Source organism: uncultured Dechloromonas sp. (assembly GCF_945957265.1).
Taxonomy (GTDB): domain Bacteria; phylum Pseudomonadota; class Gammaproteobacteria; order Burkholderiales; family Rhodocyclaceae; genus Azonexus.
Window position 1 is genome coordinate 40,496 of sequence record NZ_CAMFKO010000027.1, and the last position, 19,087, is coordinate 59,582.

Here is a 19,087-nt window from a genome sequence, read left to right on the forward strand (position 1 = left end):
CCCCCTCGGGGGAAGAAAATAGGCCCCGCAAGGAACTGGCCGGCTGAATTGCCCGGCGTGCCGGGTCAGGCTAGCGGGGGATGCGTACGGTCAGCGCAGTCCATAGCGCCCCGAACAGCGACAGGCAAGCAACGACCAGCATGCCGACAGCGAAACCCCCCGCCTGCTCGCTGAGCTTGCCGATCAGAACCGGCCCTGCGAAGCCGCCAAGATTACCCACCGAGGCAATGATGCCGATACCGACGGCGGCAGCCGACGGCGCCAGCATGCGGGTGGGAATCGTCCAGCTCATGGGCACCCCGGAGAGGATGCCGACGTGGGCGATGCACAGCCCAAGCAGCATTCCCGGCACGCTGCCCAACTGGCTGGCCGTCACCGCATAACCAGCGGACCCGAGGGCGAAACAGAAGGTCAAGTGCCAACGGCGCTCCTGGGTCCGGTCGGAATGGCGGCAGATCAACAGCATGGCGACAACCCCGACCAGGTTGGGCAGCGCCACCAGCAGGCCGATATCGAGGCTTGAAGCAACTCCTGCGTTGCGAAACAGGGTCGGCATCCAGAACGACAGGCCATAGCCGCCGCAGACCAGCAGGAAGTAGATCAAGGCGCAGTTCCAGCTCCAGAAGTTGAAAAAACCCTCCTTCACGGAAGCCTTCGGCCGCTCCTGGTTGCCAAGGCTCTGCTTGAGGACGGCGCGTTCGCGTTCGTCGAGCCAGGCGGCCTGATCCGGATGATCGGTCAACAGCCGGTAGATGGCCGCGCCGACCAGCAGGGAGGGCAGCCCTGTCGTGGTCATCAGCCACTGCCAGCCGGCAATGCCGGCAACGCCGTCGAGGTACTGCATGATCGCCCCGCAGAGCGGACCGCCAAGCACGCCGGAGATAGCCAGCCCGGTCATGAACAGGGCCATGATGCGGCCGCGATGCGAGACGGGGAACCAGTAGGTCAGGAAGAGCACCACGCCGGGGAAGAAACCGGCCTCGGCAAAGCCGATGAAGAAACGGATGAGGTAGAACTCCATCGGCGTGCTGACGAAGGCCAGCGCCGCGGTCGCCAGGCCCCAGAAAACCATGATGATCGGCACCCAGCGCCGGGCGCCGATGCGCTCGAGGATCATGTTGCTGGGCACTTCGAAGAAGAAGTAGCCGATGAAGAACATGCCGGCGCCGATGCCGAAGGCCACGTCGTCCAGCCCGAGCGCGGAACTCATCTGCAACTTGGCGAAGGAGATGTTGATGCGGTCGATGAAATTGATCAGGTAGGCCAGGAACAGGATGGGGACCAGGCGCCAGGCGGCCTTGCGGACGACGGCATCGACCTCGCCGGTGGACGGCGCGGTGACGGTGGGTTCGCTACGGGAGGCCGCAGTCGCGAAATCGCTCATGATCTTGTTCTCCGGAGTCAGGGTTTCAGGCAGGCGCGCCCGGGGTCTGGCTGCCGCCAGTGCGTTGAGTGAGAAGGTCCACCGCCGTGTTGGCGATTTCGTCGAGATCGCCGGACAGGACGTAGACGCCGTCGTTGAGCAGGCGGGCCAGGCCGTGCAGCGTGGCCCAGCTGGCTTGTGCCGTCCGCAGGGCGGGATGGGTAGCGGGTAGGACCCCTTGCAGTTGCAGCTTGCCGACCATGTCCACCCACAGGCGGAAACTGGCCCTGGACACCTGGTGCAGGACCGGCGTCGGCGCTCCCCGCTTCCAGATTTCCTTGCCGTACATCAGGTCGTAGGTTTCCGGGTTGTCATGGGCGAAGCGGATGTAGGCATGGACCCAGTTCTCGAACAGCCGGGCGCCGTCCTCGGTGCCGATGTCGTCGATGACCGAACGGATCATCCGGTCCTGGTCGGCAAAGCCCATCTCGGCGATCGCGCACAGCAGATCGTTCTTGTCCTTGAAATGATGGTACGGCGCCATGCGCGAGACACCGACCTGATCCGCCAGCCGGCGCATGGACAGGGCGTCCACGCCCGCTTCGCGAATGATGCCGTTGGCCGCGGCGAGCAGCGCCGGGCGGAGTTCGCCATGATGGTAGGGCTTGGGTTCGGGGGCATTCATGGGGCCGGTATCCGATGCAATAAAGTCAACTTGACGGCGTCAAGATACCCGGGTAACTTGACGCCGTCAAGATACACTCCGCGCTGGAGTTTCGTGTAACCGTACCGTGAGGATCGCCACCATGAGCGCTAACCGTTACCCCCACCTTCTCGCCCCGCTCGACCTGGGCTTCACCACCCTCAAGAACCGGGTCCTGATGGGTTCCATGCACACCAACCTGGAAGAACAGCCCGGCGGCTTCGAGAAGCTGGCTGCCTTCTATGCGGCCCGTGCCCGGGGCGGGGTCGGCCTGATCGTCACCGGCGGCATCGCGCCGAATATCCACGGCGTGGTCTTCAGGGGCGCCGCCCGGATGGACGACGAGGCCGAGGTGGCGCATCACCGCATCGTCACCGATGCCGTGCATGAAGCGGGCGGCAAAATCTGCATGCAGCTGCTGCACGCCGGGCGTTACGCGATGACCAAGGATTCGGTTGCGCCGTCGGCGATCCAGTCGCCGATCACCCGCTTCCTGCCCAAGGAACTCAGCGACGCCGAGGTCGAGCAGCAGATCGACGACTATGCCCGTGCCGCCGAACTCGCCCAGCGCGCCGGCTACGACGGCGTCGAACTGATGGGTTCGGAAGGCTACCTGATCAACCAGTTCCTGGCGCAGCGCACCAACCAGCGCAGCGACCGCTGGGGCGGCAGCTACGAGAACCGCATGCGCTTCCCGCTGGAGGTCATCCGCCGCGTGCGCGAACGGGTGGGCAGCAACTTCATCGTCATCTATCGCCTGTCGATGCTCGACCTGGTCGAGGGCGGCAGCGACTGGGAAGAGATCGTGACGCTGGCCAAGGCCGTCGAAAAGGCCGGCGCGACCATCATCAATACCGGGATCGGCTGGCACGAAGCCCGCGTCCCGACCATTGCCGCCAACGTTCCCCGCGGCGCCTTCACCGGCGTTACCGCCAAGCTGCGCGCCGAGGTTAAGGTGCCGGTCATCACCTCGAACCGCATCAACGTGCCCGAAGTCGGCGAGCAGGCCATCGCCTCCGGCCAGGCCGACATGATCTCCATGGCCCGCCCCTTCCTGGCCGACCCGGAGTTCGTCGCCAAGGCTGCCGCCGGGCGTTCGGAGGAGATCAACACCTGCATCGGCTGCAACCAGGGCTGCCTCGACCACGTGTTCGAAGGCAAGATGACGACCTGCCTGGTCAATCCGCTGGCCTGCCGGGAGATCGAGCCGGGCGTGACGGCGACGGCCGAGTCGCGGCGCATCGCGGTGATCGGCGCCGGCCCCGGCGGCCTGATGGTCGCCGCTGTGGCCGCCGAGCGCGGCCACCGGGTCACGCTGTTCGAGACGCGCACCAGCCTGGGCGGCGAATTCGAAATCGCCGGCCGCATTCCGGGCAAGGAGGAATTCTACGAAACCCTCCGCTACTACGAAAAACGCCTCGACAAGGCGGGCGTCGAAGTGCGCCTGGGGCAGACCGCCGACAAGGAAGCCCTGCTCGCCGAAGGCTACGACGACGTGGTCGTGGCGACCGGCGTCCGCCCCTGGACGCCGCCGATCCCGGGCGCCGAGAACGCGCAGGCCCTCGACTACCTGGATGTCCTGGAGCACGGCAAGCCGGTCGGCAAGCGGGTGGCGATCATCGGCGCCGGCCCGATCGGCTTCGATGTCGCCGAATACCTGACCGAATCCGACGATCACGCGCACCAGGGCAAGGAAGGCTACATGGCCGAATGGGGCGTCGACGCCCGCTTCGAGGCGCGCGGCGGCCTCGCCGCACCGCGCCCCGCCCCGGCTGTGGATCGCCAGATCCACCTGCTGGAGGTGCGCGACATCAAGGTCGGCGAGGAACTGAGCAAGACCACCGGCTGGATCCACCGCGAGGTGCTGAAGAAGCGCGGCGTCCAGATGTGGGGCGGCGTCGTTTTCAAGCAGGTGGACAAGGGCCGCGTCGAACTCAGCTATCGCGGCGAAGACAAGGTGCTCGAGGTCGATACCGTGATCATCTGCGCCGGCCAGCGCGCCCGCGCCGACCTGGCGGATCAGCTCGAAGGCAGCGGCATCCGCGTGCATCGCATCGGCGCCGCGCGGGATGCGCGCGGCATGGACGCCAAGCTGGCCTTCGCCGAAGGGCTGGAACTGGCAAAGGCCCTCTGACCGCCCGCTCTCCGTCGTTTCCCGACAGACCGAACGCAGGGAAGGCAAGCGCCTTCCCTGTTTTTTTCCGAACACGGCAAGCGAGGCGGCGACGAACCCCGTTTTTGCTGATCGGGCACATCACGAAAAGTGATTTTCCCGGATGGTGCAATCTCTCTAGAGTGGCTTCGCTCCCCCCTCCGGGCGGCGAGCAGACCAGATAAGGAGACACCACATCATGTTCAGCTTGCTGCAATCCCGGGCCGCCCGCGAGGCCGTTCCCGCCGACCAGGTCGAAGCCGCCTACTACCGCCTGCGGCTGCGGGCGCTGTTCGGCATATTCATCGGCTATGCCGCCTATTACATCGTCCGTTCCAATTTCACGCTGTCCACGCCCTACCTGATGAAGGCGATGGCGCTGACCAAGACCGACATCGGCATCCTGAGCAGCTGCATGCTGATCACCTACGGCCTGAGCAAGGGCCTGATGAGCCTGCTCGCCGACAAATGCAATCCCAAGTACTACATGATCTGCGGGCTGCTGCTCTCCTGCCTGGTCAATTTCTTCCTCGGCTTCAGCAGCGAATTCTGGATGTTCGTCGTGCTCATCATCGCCAACGGCCTGTTCCAGGGCATGGGCGTCGGGCCGTCCTTCATCACCATCGCCAGCTGGTTCCCCCGCCTGCAGCGCGGCCGCACCGGCGCCATCTGGAACATCTCGCACAACCTGGGCGGCGGCATCGTGGCGCCGATCTCGGTCGGCGCCTTCGCGCTGTTCGGCGCCGAGCACTGGCAGGCCGCCTCCTACTGGGCGCCGGCGGCGCTGGCGGCGGTGATCGCCGTGGTCTTCATGTGGGTCGGCGTCGGCACCACCTACAACGCCGGCCTGCCGCCGGTCGAAAAGATCCTGCCCGACGTGGCGAAGAACGACCTGATCCGCGACAACAGCGACCATGCCCCGGACAACCTCTCGGCCTTCCAGATCTTCCGCCGCTACGTGCTGCCCAACAAGAACGTCTGGTTCGTCTCGCTGGCCGACGCCTGCGTCTACCTGGTGCGCTTCGGCGTCATCAGCTGGCTGCCGATCTACCTGCTCCAGGTCAAGGGCTTCTCCAAGGGCCAGATGGGCGTCGCCTTCGCCATCTTCGAGTGGGCGGCGATCCCGGCCACGCTGTTCGCCGGGGTGATTACCGACAAGTACCTGCGCGGCCGCCGCATGCCGCTGGCCATGTTCTGCGTCACGGTGATCTTCGGCGCCCTGTTCGTCTATCACGAAAGCAGTTCGCTGCTCGTCGTCACCGCGGCCGCCGGCGTCATCGGCGCCTTCATCTACGTGCCGCAGTTCCTGCTCTCGGTGAGCACCATGGAAATCGTGCCCAAGTTCGCCGTCGGTTCGGCGGTCGGCCTGCGCGGCTTCATGAGCTATATCGTCGGCGCCACCATCGGCACTGCGCTGATCGGCAAGCTGGTCGACCTCTACGGCTGGGATGCCGGCTTCTACACCCTGCTGACCGGCGCCATGCTCTGCTTCGTCTTCTGCCACCTGACCCACCGCAGCACGCTGAACCTGGAAAACGCCCGCCAGGCAGCGCCGCAACTGGCCAACAACGCCGCCTGAGGCCGCGCGCCGCACGCAGCGAGGGGTGGCGCTTCCTGCGCCGCCCCTTTTTGCGCTAGGCTTGCCCCCGACCATGCCCCTGCCCGCCTGCCGCCTTTTCCTGCTCATCCTGGCCCTGCTCGCCGCCCCGCTGGCGAGCGGCAGCCAGCGCATCGTCGTCGTCACCTCGTTCAGCAAGGAAATCACCCAGTCCTACAAGAAGGCCTTCGAAGCCGACAACCCGGGCCTGCGCGTCGAATTCCTGTCGCTGCCGTCGCCGCGCGCCTTGACCTACATCCTCGGCCGCCATCTCGAACCGCGCCCCGACCTGGTCTGGTCGTCGGCGCCGGAAACCTTCGACCAGCTCGCCGCGCAAGGCTACCTGCAACGCCTCGCCCCGCCACCGGGCGATGCCGCGGTCGACGCCTCGGCCCAGCCCTATTTCCTGGCCCAGGCCTGGTCGGGCTACGGCATCATGTGGAATACCCGCTATTTCGCCGCCAAGGCGCTGCCGCCGCCGGCCACCTGGACCGACCTCGGCCAGCCGGCCTATTTCGGCCACCTGATCATGACCTCGCCGGCGCGCTCGGGCACCACCCACCTGATCGTCGAGCAGATTTTGCAAAGCCACGGCTGGGAGGCCGGCTGGCAACTGCTGCTGCGCATCGCCGGCAACTGCGCGGAAATCAGCGAACGCAGCTTCGGCGTCCCCAACGCCGTCGGTCGCGGGCAGTACGGCGCCGGGCCGGTGGTCGACTTTCTCGCCCTCGGCGCCCGGAATTCCGGCACCCCGGTCGCTTTCATCTACCCGCCGCAGACTTCGATCATCCCGGCCAACATCGCCGTGCTCGCCGCCGCGCCCAATCCGGACGGCGCCCGGCGCTTTCTCGCCTTCACGCTGTCGCCGGCCGGCCAGGCCCTGCTCAACCGCCCGGAAATCAGCCGGCTGCCGGTATTGGCGCAAGCGCAAAACCCGCAGCACGCCCTGCTCCCGCACCTGGCGCAGGCCGGGCAGCGCTTCGACCGCGCCTTGTCGCAACACCGCTACCAGTTGATCGGCGTGCTCTTCGACCAGGCCATCACCTTCCGCCACGCCGAGTTGCGCGAAACGACGCGCCTGCTGCACGCAGCCGACAGGCGGCTGGCGCTTGCCCCCGAGCCGCAGGCCGCGGCGCTGGTAGCCGAAGCGCGCCGCCTGCTCTACCGGCCGCCGCCCGAGATCGCCGGCGCCGACGCCGCCCCGCTGGCGGAGCGCCAGACCCTGCTCCTCGAAAACCAGGTCGCCCGCGCCAGCCAGGCCAACTATCGCCAGGCCGGCGAGCAGTTGCGCCGCGCCCTCGACCTGCTGCGCTGAGTGCCGGACATGCTCACCCCTGCCCCCGCGCCTTCCGCCAGCCAGACCCGCTGGCCGGAACGCCTGGCCAACGGCCTGTTCGCGCTGAGCACGCTGGTCTACCTGCTGCCCTTCATCGTTCTGCCGCTGCTCGCCCTGCTCGTCAACGGCCTGAGCCTGGGGGGCAGCGCAACGCCGCTCGACAGCCTGCTGCTGGCCTGGGCCAACCCGACCTACCGCGCCGCGCTCGGCAACAGCCTGCTGCTCGCCGGCGCCACCGCCGCCGGCTGCTGCCTGCTGGCGCTGCCGGCGGCGGTGATCCTGCTCCGCCAGCCGAAGGCCTTCGCCGCCTGGCTGCCGCTCGGCCTGCTTCCCTTATGCACGCCGCCCTTCCTCGCCGCCGCCGCGCTGAAAGGGGCGCTCGGCCCGGGCGGCTGGGCCGGCTGGCTGAATCACCCGGCCGGGCTGCTGGCGGTCGAGGTCGTGCATTACTTCCCGATGCTGCTGCTCGCCATCCTGCTCCCGCTGCGCCAGCGCCAGCAGGAGATCGACAGCGCGCTGCTTTGCGCGCCGCGCCACGGGTGGCGTTTCCTGCGCCGCATCTTCCTGCCGCTCGCCCTGCCCGGGCTGACCCTCGGCTGCGCGCTGATCTTCAGCCGCGTCCTCGACGACATCGCGACGCCGCTGATCCTCGGCCAGGGCACGCTGCTCGCCCCGCTGCTCTACCTGCGCGTCGGCAGCCACGGCTTCGCCGACCCGGTCAACAGCGTGCTCGCCCTGTGCCTGCTCTGCCTGACGCTCGGCGCCTGGCTGCTGGCCAGCCGGCCGTTCGCCCCGGCCAGCCTGTTCAGCCCGCTCGCCCTGCCGCCTGCCGACGACGAACGGCCACCCCTGTCGCCCGGCGAACGCGCCTACCTGGCGCTGCTCGCCGGCCTCGCCGGCCTGCCCTTCATCGCCCTGCTGCTGCTCTCCTTCGCCGGGCTGTGGAGTTTCACGGCGCTGCCCGAGAGCTACACGCTGCGCCACTACCTGGCCACCTGGCAGACGCAGCAGGGTGCCCTCGGCAATACCCTGCTCTACTGCGGCCTTGCCGCGCTGTGCGCCCTGCTCGCCGCGCTGATCATCGCCCTGCGCCTGCACAGCCGGCGGACGGCCCGGGCGCGCCGGCTGGGCAACGCCCTGCTCGGGCTCGTCGCGCTGCCGGGCAGCGCGCTGGTCATCGGCTACCAGCAGTGCTATGCCGCCTTCTCTCCCTTCGGCGGCGAATTGCTTGCCGCTCCGCCCTGGGCCTTCATCGCCCTCGTGCTCTCCGTGCGCAACCTGCCCTACGCCGTGCAGATTCTGCGCCTGGCGCTGGCCAACCTGCCCGCCCAGCAACTGGAAGCCGCCCACGTGCTGGGCCAGACGCCGTGGCGCAGCCTCGTCCGGATCGCCCTGCCGCTGCTCGCCGGCAGCCTCGTCACCGCCTTCGCCGTCTGCTTCCTGATGGCCGCCTTCGACCTGTCCACCGCCCTCATCCTGATTCCCAGCGAAAACATGGCCCCCCTGAGTTACAGCATCTATCTGGAAATGTTCAAGACCTCGAACCAGGAAAGCGGCGCCGCGCTGGCCGTCACCGCGCTCGCCCTGCTCGGCCTGGGCGCCGCGCTCGGCCGGCAGGCACTGCGCCGCCGGCCGCGGCCGGTTGCGGAGCCGGCAGCATGATGCCGCGCGCCGGCCTGCGCCTGGCCGCCCTCGGCGTGCGCAAGCAGGGGCAGACCCTGCTCGACGGCATCGACCTGAGCATCGAGGCCGGCGAGTTCTTCGCCCTGCTCGGCCCCTCCGGCTCGGGCAAGACCAGCCTGCTGCGCGTCATCGCCGGGCTGGACAAGCCGAGCAGCGGCAGCCTGCGCCTCGACGACCGGGAAATCACCGGCCTCGCGCCCTGGCAGCGCGGCATCGGCCTGGTTTTCCAGGGCTATGCGCTATGGTCGCACCTCAGCGTCGCCGAGCACATCGACTTCGCGCTCGAGGAACACGGGCTTTCCGTGCCGCAGCGGCGGGAACGCATGGCCTGGGCGCTCGACGCCTTCGCGCTCGCCGACTTTGCCGGCCGCCGCCCGGCCGAACTCTCCGGCGGCCAGCAGCAACGCCTGGCGCTGGCCCGCGCCCTGGCCGGCCAGCCCCGCCTGCTGCTGCTCGACGAGCCGTTTTCCCATCTCGACCCGGCCTTGCGCCAGCAGATGCGCCGCGAACTGCGCCGCCTGCAGCGCCAGCTCGGCTTCACCACCGTGCTCGTCACCCACGACCAGCAGGAGGCGCTGAGCCTGGCCGACCGCGTCGGCGTGATCCGCCACGGCCGGCTGGAACAGGTCGGCACGCCGGCCGCGCTCTACGATTTCCCGCAAAGCGCCTACGTCGCGCAGATCGGCGGCGCGGTCAACCTGATTTCCGGCCAGCTGCAGATCGAGCCGACGCATGCGCCCTGTTTCGTCTCGCCCGACCTCGGCAAGCTGCCGCTGCCCACCCTGCCCACCCTGCCCGCCGCCGCCCGCCATGGCGCGGCGGGGCAAATGGCGCTGCGCCCGCAGGCGATCCGCCTGATCCCGGTCGACAGCCAGCGCAACGGCCGCGACTTCCACGTCGAAGGGGTGATCGAGAACGTCGAATTCACCGGCAGCGAATACGTCTACACGCTGCAGGTCGGCGAACAATGCCTCTCCGCCAGCCAGCCGCACCTGTGCGGCATGCCGGCGCTGCCGGCCGGCCAGCGCATCCTGCTCGCGCTCAACCTCGGCCAGGCGCGCCTGTTCCTCGCCGACGAAGCGGCGTCCTGAGCCGGCGGCATGGATATCCTCAAGCTCAAATCCTTCGTCATGGTCGCCCGGCTCGGCCAGGTGACCAAGGCGGCCGACCGCCTGTGCCTCACCCAGCCCGCCGTCACCGCCCATCTCAAGGCCATCGAGGAGGAACTGGGCATCGTGCTGTTCACGCGCAGCCCGGGGAAAATCGTACTGACCAAGGCCGGCGAACTGCTGCTCGACGAGGCCGAGCATGTGCTCGACACCTTCAACGGCCTGCTCCACAAGGCCAAGCAGATCAAGGGAGAAATCACCGGCAACCTGCTGGTCGGCACGGTCGAGGACGCCGAATTCATCCGCCTCGGCGCCTTCCTCTACAACCTGCAGAACGCGCTGCCGCTGCTCAAGCTCGGCTTCCGCAGCTGCCCGGCCGAGGAACTGCTGGCCGGCGTCGCCAACGGCGAGCTCGATGCCGGTTTCCACATCGGCCACCTCGACCAGCCCGAATTCGCCAGGATCGCGCTGCGCAGCGTCCGCTACCTCGTCGTCGGCCCGCGCGCCCTGGCCGAGCGGCTGGTTGCCGCCAACTGGCGCGAACTGGCCGAGATGCCCTGGCTGACGCCGCCGGCCAAGAGCCACATCCGCCGCCTGCAACAGCAGCTCTTCGCGCAGCAAGGCTTGCAGGCGCGCGAAACCCTGGGCTGCGACCAGATTTCGGCGCTCGAGGAACTGGTCCGCGCCGGGCTGGGCCTGACCTTGCTGCGCGAGGAACGGGCGCTGCAGGCGGTCGAGGAAGGGCATGCCGTGATCTGGCCGCACGCTGCGATCGACGTGCCGCTCTCCTTCATTTACCGGCAGAAGAACGAATCCCACCCGACCACCATCGGCATGCTGTCGGTGCTGCGCGAGTGCTGGAACCTGTAATTCGTCCAAGCCCCCCCCGAGAGGGGGATAAGAGTTGCCTCCACCCGGTGCTCCAATAGAAGCAAGAACAAGCGACCGCACATTGCGCCGGTGAAGGCATGGTGCAAGGGGCGTTTTGTCGAACGACTTCTAGAGACACTCGACTCATGGCCGACCACCACATCAGTTTTGCCGCGGGCACGCCTGCGGAGTTTCAAGAGACCTACCTGAAGCAGCGCGCCGCCTACAAGGCGAACCGGGTGCCGTCGCTCGAGGAGCGGCGCAACGACCTGCGCGGCATCCACCGCCTGCTGGTCGACAACAAGGATGCGCTGATTGCCGCCGTCAACCAGGATTACGGCTGCCGCAGCAGCTTCGAAACCAAGCTGACGGAACTGCTGCAATGCCAGGACGCCACTCTTGACGCCATCAAGCAGCTCAAGAAATGGATGAAGCCGCAAAAGCGCCATGTGGACCCGACGCAATATCCTCTCGCCAAGGCTTGGGTTTTCCCCCAACCGGTGGGCGTCGTGGGCATCGTCGTCCCCTGGAACTTCCCGATCGCCATGACCTTCCAGCCGATGATCTGCGCCTTTGCCGCAGGCAACCGGGTGATGGTCAAGATGTCGGAAAACTCCAACGCCCTGGCCGAGCTGTTCAAGCGCCTGGCGCCGAAGTATTTTTCCGCCGACAAGCTGGCCTTCTTCGAGGACGGCGGCGGCCGCGGCCCGCAGTTCACCCAGCTGCCCTTCGACCACCTGTTCTTCACCGGCTCGCCGATGACCGGGCGGGCGGTGATGGCCAACTGCGCGCAGAACCTGACGCCGGTGACGCTGGAACTGGGCGGCAAATCCCCCTGCGTCGTCGCGCCCGATTATTCGATGCGCACGGCCGCCGAGCGGATCATGTGGACCAAGATGCTCAACGCCGGGCAGATCTGCACCAACGTCGATTACCTGTACCTGCCCGAAGGCAAGGTCGATGAATTCATCCGCGAGGCGCAGGCGATCACCGCCGAGCGCTACCCGAGCATCACCAACGGCGAATACACGGCGATCATCGACCAGCGCCAGTACGACCGCCTGCAGGAAACCCTCGCCGACGCCGTCGCCAAGGGCGCCACGGCAACCAACCTGTGCCCCGGCCGCAACGGCGACCCGGCGCAGCGCATCATGCCGCCCATTGCCGTGACCGGCGTCACCGACAACATGATCATCATGCAGCGCGAAATCTTCGGCCCGCTGCTGCCGATCAAGACCTACCGGACCAAGGAAGAAGTGGTCGACTACATCGGCGACCATCACAGCCCCCTGGCGCTCTACGTCTACAGCAACGACAAGGCGATCCAGGACTACTACATGCACAACACGATCTCCGGCGGCGTCACCATCAACGACGGCCTGATGCACGCCGGCCTGCACACGCTTCCCTTCGGCGGCGTCGGCAACAGCGGCATGGGCCACTACCACGGCTACGAAGGCTTCCAGACCTTCTCCAAGCTGCGCCCGGTCTTCAAGCAAAGCCCGTGGCGCAGCATCAACATGCTGATGCCGCCCTATGCCGGGAAGGCCGCCAAGATGCTCGATTTCATGATGAAGATGAAGAGCTGAGCCGCAGCCATACCGAAAGCCCCTCCCCGATAGATGATCAATCACAGGAGAAGTGTTCAATGAACGCTCCGCTCAACAAGGCCGAAATCACCCTCGACGACAAATTCGAGATCCAGGACGGCTGGGTATACATGACCGGCAACCAGGCCCTCGCCCGCCTGCCGCTGCTGATTCAGGAACGCGACAAGGCCAATGGCCTGAATACCGGCGGCTTCATTTCCGGCTACCGGGGCTCGCCGCTCGGCCGCTACGACATGGAGCTGTGGACGCAAAAGAAGCGCCTGGCCGAGCACAACATCAAGTTCCAGCCCGGCGTCAATGAAGACCTGGCCGCCACGATGGTTGCCGGCACGCAGTACGTCGGCGTCTTTCCCGGCGCCACGGTCGATGGCGTGTTCGGCATCTGGTACGGCAAGGGCCCCGGCGTCGACCGTACCGGCGACGTCTTCCGCCACGCCAACAGTTCCGGCACCCACAAGCATGGCGGCGTGCTGGCGCTGGCCGGCGACGACCATGGCGCCAAGAGCTCGACCATCGCCAACTTTTCGGACGAGATTTTCATCGCCACCGGCATCCCGGTGCTCTACCCGTCCAACACGCAGGACCTGATCGACTTCGGGCTGTTCGGCATCGCCCTCAGCCGCTATTCCGGCTGCTGGGTCGGCATCAAGGTCCATAACGACGTCGTCGAAGGCGGCGGTTCGGTCCGCATTTCGGCCAACGAGCCGACCATCGCCATCCCCGAGCATGCCCCCGCGCCGCACCTCGGGCCGGCCGGCTTCAACACCCGCCTGATAGACAACCCGCTGATCATGGAAGACCGCCTGGTCAACCACAAGCTGCACGCCGTGACCGCCTTCCTCCGCGCCAACCCGATCAACGTCGTGGCGCACGAATGCCCGGGTGCGCGCCTCGGCATCCTGGCCGCCGGCAAGGCCTACCAGGACCTGCTGCAAGCCCTGTCGGAACTCGGCCTGAACGATGCCAGGCTCACCGAGCTGGGCATCCGCATCGGCAAGATCGGCATGGTCTGGCCGCTGGAAACCGAATTCATCAAGAGCTTCGTCGACGGCCTCGACACCGTCGTGGTCATCGAAGAAAAGAAGGGCCTGATCGAGGATCAGCTGAAAACCCAGCTCTACGACCTGAAGCTGGCGAAACCGCCGCGCATCGTCGGCAAGTTCAACGCCAGCAATCCGTTCGCACCCGAGCGCGGGCAGAACGTCTTTGCCGCCCATGGCGAACTGTCGCCGCCCATCGTCGCCAAGGTGCTGGTCGATGTGCTGCGCCAGCTCGATCCCGCCTGCCCGATCCCGGCCATCGCGCTGCCGGCGCCCAAGATGCCGCCCGGCGTGGCCAACCCGGCGTCGCCCTCGCGTATCCCGACCTTCTGCTCGGGCTGCCCGCACAACCGCTCGACCAAGGTGCCGGAAGGCTCGCGTGCCGTCCCCGGCATCGGCTGCCACGCCATGGCCATTTTCAACAACCCGGTCGCCACCCCGCCGGCAATCAGCCAGATGGGCGGCGAAGGCCTGCACTGGATCGGCCAGCAGCCCTTCACGAAGGAAAAGCACGTCTTCGCCAACATCGGCGACGGCACCTATTTCCATTCCGGCTTCCTCGCCATCCGCCAGGCGATCGCCGCCAAGGCGCCGATCACCTACAAGATACTGGTCAATGGCTTCGTGTCGATGACCGGCGGCCAGCCCATCGACGGCGAACTGTCGGTGCCCAGCATGGTCAGCGAACTGCTGGCCGAGGGCGTCAAGGAAATCGTCGTCCTCACCGACGAGGTCGCCAAGCATCCGCCGGGCTCCCTGCCCAATGGCGTCCCAGTCCTGCCGCGCACCGAACTGGATGCCGTGATGAAGCGCTTCCGTGAATATCCCGGCGTTTCCGTGATCGTCTACGACCAGCCCTGCGCCACCGAACGGCGCCGGCTGCGCAAGCGCGGCAAGTGGATCGATCCGCCCAAGCGCACCTTCATCAATGCCGCCGTCTGCGAGGGCTGCGGCGACTGCTCCAAGGCCTCCAACTGCCTGTCGGTGGAGCCGCTGGAAACCCCGTTCGGCCGCAAGCGCAAGATCAACCAGAGCGCCTGCAACAAGGACTATTCGTGCATCGAGGGCTTCTGCCCGAGCTTCGTCACGGTGCACGGCGGCGCCCTGCGCAAGATCAAGAAGGCGGCGCAAGGCGACTTCCCGAGCCTGCCCGAGCCGGTCATCCCGGCGCTGGACAAGGATTTTTCCATCCTGATCACCGGCATCGGCGGCACCGGTGTCGTCACCGTTGGCCAGGTGCTGGGCATGGCCGCGCATGTGCAGGGTATCGCCAGCTCGGTGCTCGACGTGACCGGCCTGGCGCAGAAATTCGGCGCCGTGATGAGCCATGTCCGGCTGGCGCCCGATGCCAGCCATCTGCACGCGACGCGGATCGCCTACGGCGAGGCGGATGCCATCGTCGGCTGCGACCTTGTGGTCACCGCCGGCGACGAGGCCCTGAGCAAGATCCGGAACGGCCGCACGCAGGTGTTCGTCGCTTCCGATGTCGTGCCGACCAGCGAATTCGTCCGCAATCCCGACTGGAAGCTCGAGAAGGAGGCGCTCCTACAGCGGCTGCAGGCCGTCGCCGGCGACGGCCTGACGGCGGTCGAGGGGCTGCGCCTGGCATCGCTGCTGATGGGCGACACCATCGCCGCCAACATGTTCATGCTGGGGCTGGCCTGGCAGCGCGGCAGCCTGCCCCTGACGCACCAATCGATCATGAAGGCCATCGAACTGAACAACGTGCAGATCGAGTTCAACAAGCAAAGCTTCCTGTGGGGACGGCGCGCCGCGCACGATCTCGCCGCGGTGGAAAAGGCGGCCGTGGCCACCTCGACCATCCAGTTCGCGCCGCGCATCGACATGTCGCGCGACGCCGTGGTCACCCGCTCGGCCGAATTCCTGAAAGCCTACCAGGACGAGGCCTATGCCAAACGCTACCTCGAGCTGGTCAAACGGGCGGTCGCCGTTGAAGAAGCCAGGGGGCTGGGCAAGGAGTTCTCGACGGCCGTGGCGCGCTATTACTTCAAGCTGCTGGCCATCAAGGACGAATTCGAGGTGTCCCGCCTGTATGCGTCTGAGGCCTTCAAGCGCGAGCTGGAAGCCACCTTCGAGGGCGACTACAAGGTGCACTTCCACCTCGGCCAGTGGCCGTTCGGCGGTGTCGATCAAAACGGCAAGCCGTTCAAGAAGGAGGTCGGCCCCTGGTTGATGAAGGGCTTCCAGGTGCTGAGCAAATTCAAGGGACTGCGCGGAAGCTTCCTCGACGTCTACCGCAACTCGGCCGAACGCAAGATGGCGCACCGTTTGCTCGAACAGTACGAACAGGACATCGACGGCTGCATCACCCGCATCGCGGCCGGCAATTATGCGACCGCCGTGCAAATCGCCAGCCTGCCCGAGAAGGTCCGCGGCTACGGCCATGTCCGCGAGCAGCACGCCGCGACCATGGAACGGGAGCGTGCCGGCCTGCTCGATTCGCTGGCGCAGGCCGCTTGCTAGACCACTATTCGGCCCGTCCCGGGACGGGCCCCACTTTCCTCTGCGTGGGCTGAAATAGCCCTCTTCCGCCCGCTGTTCGCAGCGGGCATTTTTTTTGCCGGAAACGCCCCGCTCTGATCAGGAGACCAACGATGTTCGCTGCCCGATTTTCACGTTCGCTGTCGCACTGGATATTTCTTGCCGGCCTGCTGCTGGCGGTCGCCGCCCAGGCCGCCGACCCCCTGCCCTCCTGGCGCGCCGGAACAGCCAAGCAGGCCATCGTCGGCTTTGTCGAACGGGTCACCGATAGCCGCGGCAAGGACTACGTCAGCCCCCCGGAACGCATCGCCGTGTTCGACAACGACGGCACGCTGTGGGCCGAGCAGCCCGTCTATTTTCCCTTGCTGTTCGCTTTCGACCGCTTGCGGGCGCTGGCGCCGGCGCACCCCGAATGGGCCGACAAGCCGGTATTCCAGGCGGCGCTGGCCGGCGACCTGAAGGGTGCCCTGGCCGGCGGCGAGAAAGGCATGGTGGAACTCGTCGAAGCCACGTATGAGGGAGACATCGACGCCTTCCGCGCCGAGGTCAAGGCCTGGCTGGCGAGCGCACGCCATCCGCTGACCGGACGGCGTTACGACGCCATGGTCTACCAGCCCATGCTCGAAGTGCTCCGCTATCTGCGCGCCAACGGCTTCAAGACCTATATCGTGACCGGCGGCGACGTCGAGTTCATGCGTGCCTTTGCCGAACGCGCATATGGCGTTCCGCACGAACAGGTCATCGGGTCGCGCCTGAAACTTGTCGTCGGGGACAATGCCGCCGGACGTGCGCCGGCCGTCGAGTTCATCAACGACGGCAAGGGGAAAGTCGCGTCCATCGTCGCCCAGATCGGCCGCCGCCCCATCGCCGCCTTCGGCAACTCGGACGGCGACCTGCCCATGCTGCAATGGACGGCCGGCGGCAGCGGCGCGCGCCTGATGGCCTATGTGCATCACACCGATGCCCGGCGCGAATTCGCCTACGACCGCAAGTCGCCCATCGGCAAGCTGGACAAGGGGCTGGATGCCGCGCTCGCCGGCAACTGGGTTATTGCCGACATGGCCCGCGACTGGCTCACCATCTACCCGCGCTAGGTAAACACACGCCGCAAAAGAGAAGGCCCCGGAGCCGCGTCAGCGACCCCGGGGCCTTGTTGCTTCAGCCTTGCCCGGCGAATCAGGCGAACAGTTCGTCGCCCAGGGCGGCTATGGCCGCGTCGCCGGCCTTCGCCGTTTCGGCGAAGGAAGCCGCCTGCGGCAGCATCTGGTCGGCGTAGAAGCGGGCCGAGGCGATCTTGGCGCGGAAGAAGGCGGCGTCGCCCTCGCCCTTGTCCAGATAGCCGGCCGCCGCCAGCGCCTCCTTGCCCATCATCCAGCCGCCGGTGACGGTCACCGCCAGGTGCAGGTAAGGCACGGCGGCGGTCAGCACGCCACCAAGGCCGGTCTTCACATTGGCGGCCAGCCATTCGGTGGTCGATGTCCACGCCTGCAGCGCGCTGCCCAGCTTCTCGCCGATGGCGGCCAGTTCCGGCTTGCCGGAAGCAGCGAGCGCCTTGGCGGTGGCATGCACTTCGCCGAAGACGATTTTGGCGGTGGCGCCCTGGTCGCGCATCAGCTTGCGGAACAGCAGGTCGTTGGCCTGGATGCCGGTAGTGCCTTCGTAGATGGTGGTGATGCGCGAATCGCGCCAGTGCTGGGCGGCGCCGGTTTCCTCGATGAAGCCCATGCCGCCATGCACCTGCACGCCGAGCGAGGTGACGTCGATGGACATCTCGGTGCTGCCGCCCTTGACCAGCGGGATCATGAATTCGGCCAGGAACAGGTCGCGCTTCTGCTGCTCGGGGTCGCTGCCGGCATGGGCGCGATCGAGCAGGCTGGCGGTGTAGTAGGCCATGGCGCGGCAGGCTTCGACGCGCGACTTCATCAGCATCAGCATGCGGCGCACGTCCGGGTGCTTGTCGATGCTGACCAGCGCCTCGCCGGTCAGCGCGTCGCGGCCCTGCTTGCGCTCGCGGGCATAGGCCAGGGCACGCTGGTAGGCGCGTTCGCCGAGGGCGATGCCCTGCACGCCGACGCCGAGACGGGCTTCGTTCATCATCACGAACATGTATTCGAGGCCGCGGTTGGCCTGGCCGAGCAGGTAGCCGACGGCGCCGCCGTTGTCCCCGAAGGCCATGACGCAGGTGGCGCTGGCGTGGATGCCGACCTTGTGCTCGATCGACACGCAATGGGCGTCGTTGCGGGCACCGAGGCTGCCGTCGGCATTGACCATAAACTTCGGCACCAGGAACAGCGAGATGCCCTTGACGCCGGCCGGGGCGTCCGGCAGGCGGGCGAGCACCAGATGAACGATGTTGTCGGTCATGTCGTGGTCGCCGTAGGAGATGAATATCTTCTGGCCGAAGATGCGGTAGCTGCCGTCGGCCTGCGGCTCGGCGCGGCTGCGCAGCAGCGCCAGGTCGGAGCCGGCCTGCGGCTCGGTCAGGTTCATCGTGCCGGTCCATTCGCCGGCGACCATCTTTTCCAGGTAGGTCGCCTTGAGTTCATCGCTGGCGCAGGTCAACAGCGCTGCGACGGCACCGCCGGTGAGCAAGGGGCCGAGCGAAAAGCCAAGGTTGGCCGAGCAGACCATTTCCTGCACGGCGATGCCCAGCGCGCTGGGCAGGCCCTGGCCGCCGAATTCGGCGGGCAGCGCAATACCGCTCCAGCCGGCTTCGCAGAAGGCGGTGTAGGCTTCCTTCCAGCCGTCCGGCGTGGTAACGCCTTCCGGCGTCCAGGTGCAGCCCTGGGTGTCGCCGATGCGATTGAGCGGGGCAAGCACGCCGCCGGTGAACTTGGCGGCTTCGTCGAGAATGGCGTCGGCCATGTCCGGCGTCGCGTCAGCGAAAGCGGGAATCTGGCTCAGCTGGTTGAAGCCGGCGATTTCGTCCATGACGAAACGCATGTCTTTGATTGGAGCGCGGTAGTCGCTCATTATTTATTCCTCGATTGAAAGTTGTTTAGACGCGCTCGATGATGCCAGCCGCACCCATGCCGGTACCGATACACATCGACACCATGCCGTACCTGCCCCCGGTGCGCTTCAAGCCATGCACCAGCGTCGCGATGCGGATCGCCCCGGTG

Annotated in this window: 12 protein-coding genes and 1 pseudogene; 9 read left to right on the top strand and 4 right to left on the bottom strand. The window is 67.0% G+C overall.

Annotated elements, in window-relative coordinates; all coding sequences use genetic code 11:
- Positions 1-70: 70 nt before the first annotated feature.
- Positions 71-1,384, bottom strand: coding sequence for an MFS transporter (locus Q0P59_RS14060; protein WP_295007323.1), 1,314 nt, complete (start codon positions 1,382-1,384; stop codon positions 71-73).
- Between the two features lie 25 nt (positions 1,385-1,409).
- Complete coding sequence (locus Q0P59_RS14065) at positions 1,410-2,048, bottom strand: TetR/AcrR family transcriptional regulator (RefSeq protein ID WP_295007325.1); 639 nt, start codon at positions 2,046-2,048, stop codon at positions 1,410-1,412.
- Positions 2,049-2,169: 121 nt separating this feature from the next.
- Between Q0P59_RS14065 and Q0P59_RS14070 the strand changes: the two genes are divergently transcribed.
- The 9 genes from Q0P59_RS14070 (at position 2,170) to Q0P59_RS14110 (ending at position 17,059) form a co-directional block, all read left to right on the top strand.
- Positions 2,170-4,200: an NADPH-dependent 2,4-dienoyl-CoA reductase gene (locus tag Q0P59_RS14070; protein WP_295007327.1), complete on the top strand. Its 2,031-nt coding sequence runs from the start codon at positions 2,170-2,172 to the stop codon at positions 4,198-4,200.
- 217 nt (positions 4,201-4,417) lie between these two features.
- Positions 4,418-5,797 carry an MFS transporter gene (locus Q0P59_RS14075; RefSeq protein WP_295007329.1) on the top strand — a complete coding sequence of 460 codons (1,380 nt, stop codon included), beginning with the start codon at positions 4,418-4,420 and terminating at the stop codon, positions 5,795-5,797.
- 73 nt (positions 5,798-5,870) lie between these two features.
- Complete coding sequence (locus Q0P59_RS14080; protein WP_295007331.1) at positions 5,871-7,130, top strand: extracellular solute-binding protein; 1,260 nt, start codon at positions 5,871-5,873, stop codon at positions 7,128-7,130.
- 9 nt (positions 7,131-7,139) lie between these two features.
- Positions 7,140-8,813, top strand: a complete 1,674-nt coding sequence (locus Q0P59_RS14085) for an ABC transporter permease subunit (protein ID WP_295007332.1) — start codon at positions 7,140-7,142, stop codon at positions 8,811-8,813.
- Positions 8,810-9,925 (top strand): ABC transporter ATP-binding protein, encoded by a 1,116-nt coding sequence (locus tag Q0P59_RS14090; protein WP_295007334.1) that lies wholly within the window; start codon positions 8,810-8,812, stop codon positions 9,923-9,925. The genes Q0P59_RS14085 and Q0P59_RS14090 overlap by 4 nt, the downstream gene beginning before the upstream one ends.
- A gap of 9 nt (positions 9,926-9,934) precedes the next feature.
- Positions 9,935-10,813 carry a LysR family transcriptional regulator gene (locus Q0P59_RS14095; protein ID WP_295007336.1) on the top strand — a complete coding sequence of 293 codons (879 nt, stop codon included), beginning with the start codon at positions 9,935-9,937 and terminating at the stop codon, positions 10,811-10,813.
- Positions 10,814-10,959: 146 nt separating this feature from the next.
- Positions 10,960-12,402 carry a coniferyl aldehyde dehydrogenase gene (locus Q0P59_RS14100; protein WP_295007338.1) on the top strand — a complete coding sequence of 481 codons (1,443 nt, stop codon included), beginning with the start codon at positions 10,960-10,962 and terminating at the stop codon, positions 12,400-12,402.
- Positions 12,403-12,461: 59 nt separating this feature from the next.
- Entirely contained in the window at positions 12,462-15,947 is a 3,486-nt protein-coding gene (locus tag Q0P59_RS14105; RefSeq protein WP_295007340.1) for an indolepyruvate ferredoxin oxidoreductase family protein, read from the top strand.
- Between the two features lie 131 nt (positions 15,948-16,078).
- Positions 16,079-17,059 (top strand): HAD family hydrolase, encoded by a 981-nt coding sequence (locus Q0P59_RS14110; protein ID WP_295007342.1) that lies wholly within the window; start codon positions 16,079-16,081, stop codon positions 17,057-17,059.
- 82 nt (positions 17,060-17,141) lie between these two features.
- Here the strand turns inward: Q0P59_RS14110 and Q0P59_RS14115 are convergent, their stop codons facing one another.
- Together Q0P59_RS14115 and Q0P59_RS14120 are read right to left on the bottom strand one after the other, a co-directional pair.
- The gene (locus tag Q0P59_RS14115) at positions 17,142-18,938 is read right to left on the bottom strand and encodes an acyl-CoA dehydrogenase (protein ID WP_295007344.1); all 1,797 of its coding nucleotides are present in this window, start codon (positions 18,936-18,938) and stop codon (positions 17,142-17,144) included.
- 25 nt (positions 18,939-18,963) lie between these two features.
- Positions 18,964-19,087 (bottom strand): annotated as a pseudogene (locus Q0P59_RS14120) (acetyl-CoA C-acyltransferase); the annotation flags it as partial.

What these genes read in the sequence shown, in the direction of transcription:
- Q0P59_RS14090 (WP_295007334.1), top strand. Translation starts at nt 8,810, where the DNA reads ATGATGCCGCGCGCCGGCCTGCGCCTGGCCGCCCTCGGCGTGCGCAAG.
- Q0P59_RS14100 (WP_295007338.1), top strand. Translation starts at nt 10,960, where the DNA reads ATGGCCGACCACCACATCAGTTTTGCCGCGGGCACGCCTGCGGAGTTT.
- Q0P59_RS14085 (WP_295007332.1), top strand. Translation starts at nt 7,140, where the DNA reads ATGCTCACCCCTGCCCCCGCGCCTTCCGCCAGCCAGACCCGCTGGCCG.
- Q0P59_RS14060 (WP_295007323.1), bottom strand. Translation starts at nt 1,384, where the DNA reads ATGAGCGATTTCGCGACTGCGGCCTCCCGTAGCGAACCCACCGTCACC.
- Q0P59_RS14110 (WP_295007342.1), top strand. Translation starts at nt 16,079, where the DNA reads ATGTTCGCTGCCCGATTTTCACGTTCGCTGTCGCACTGGATATTTCTT.
- Q0P59_RS14105 (WP_295007340.1), top strand. Translation starts at nt 12,462, where the DNA reads ATGAACGCTCCGCTCAACAAGGCCGAAATCACCCTCGACGACAAATTC.
- Q0P59_RS14095 (WP_295007336.1), top strand. Translation starts at nt 9,935, where the DNA reads ATGGATATCCTCAAGCTCAAATCCTTCGTCATGGTCGCCCGGCTCGGC.
- Q0P59_RS14065 (WP_295007325.1), bottom strand. Translation starts at nt 2,048, where the DNA reads ATGAATGCCCCCGAACCCAAGCCCTACCATCATGGCGAACTCCGCCCG.
- Q0P59_RS14115 (WP_295007344.1), bottom strand. Translation starts at nt 18,938, where the DNA reads ATGAGCGACTACCGCGCTCCAATCAAAGACATGCGTTTCGTCATGGAC.
- Q0P59_RS14080 (WP_295007331.1), top strand. Translation starts at nt 5,871, where the DNA reads ATGCCCCTGCCCGCCTGCCGCCTTTTCCTGCTCATCCTGGCCCTGCTC.
- Q0P59_RS14070 (WP_295007327.1), top strand. Translation starts at nt 2,170, where the DNA reads ATGAGCGCTAACCGTTACCCCCACCTTCTCGCCCCGCTCGACCTGGGC.
- Q0P59_RS14075 (WP_295007329.1), top strand. Translation starts at nt 4,418, where the DNA reads ATGTTCAGCTTGCTGCAATCCCGGGCCGCCCGCGAGGCCGTTCCCGCC.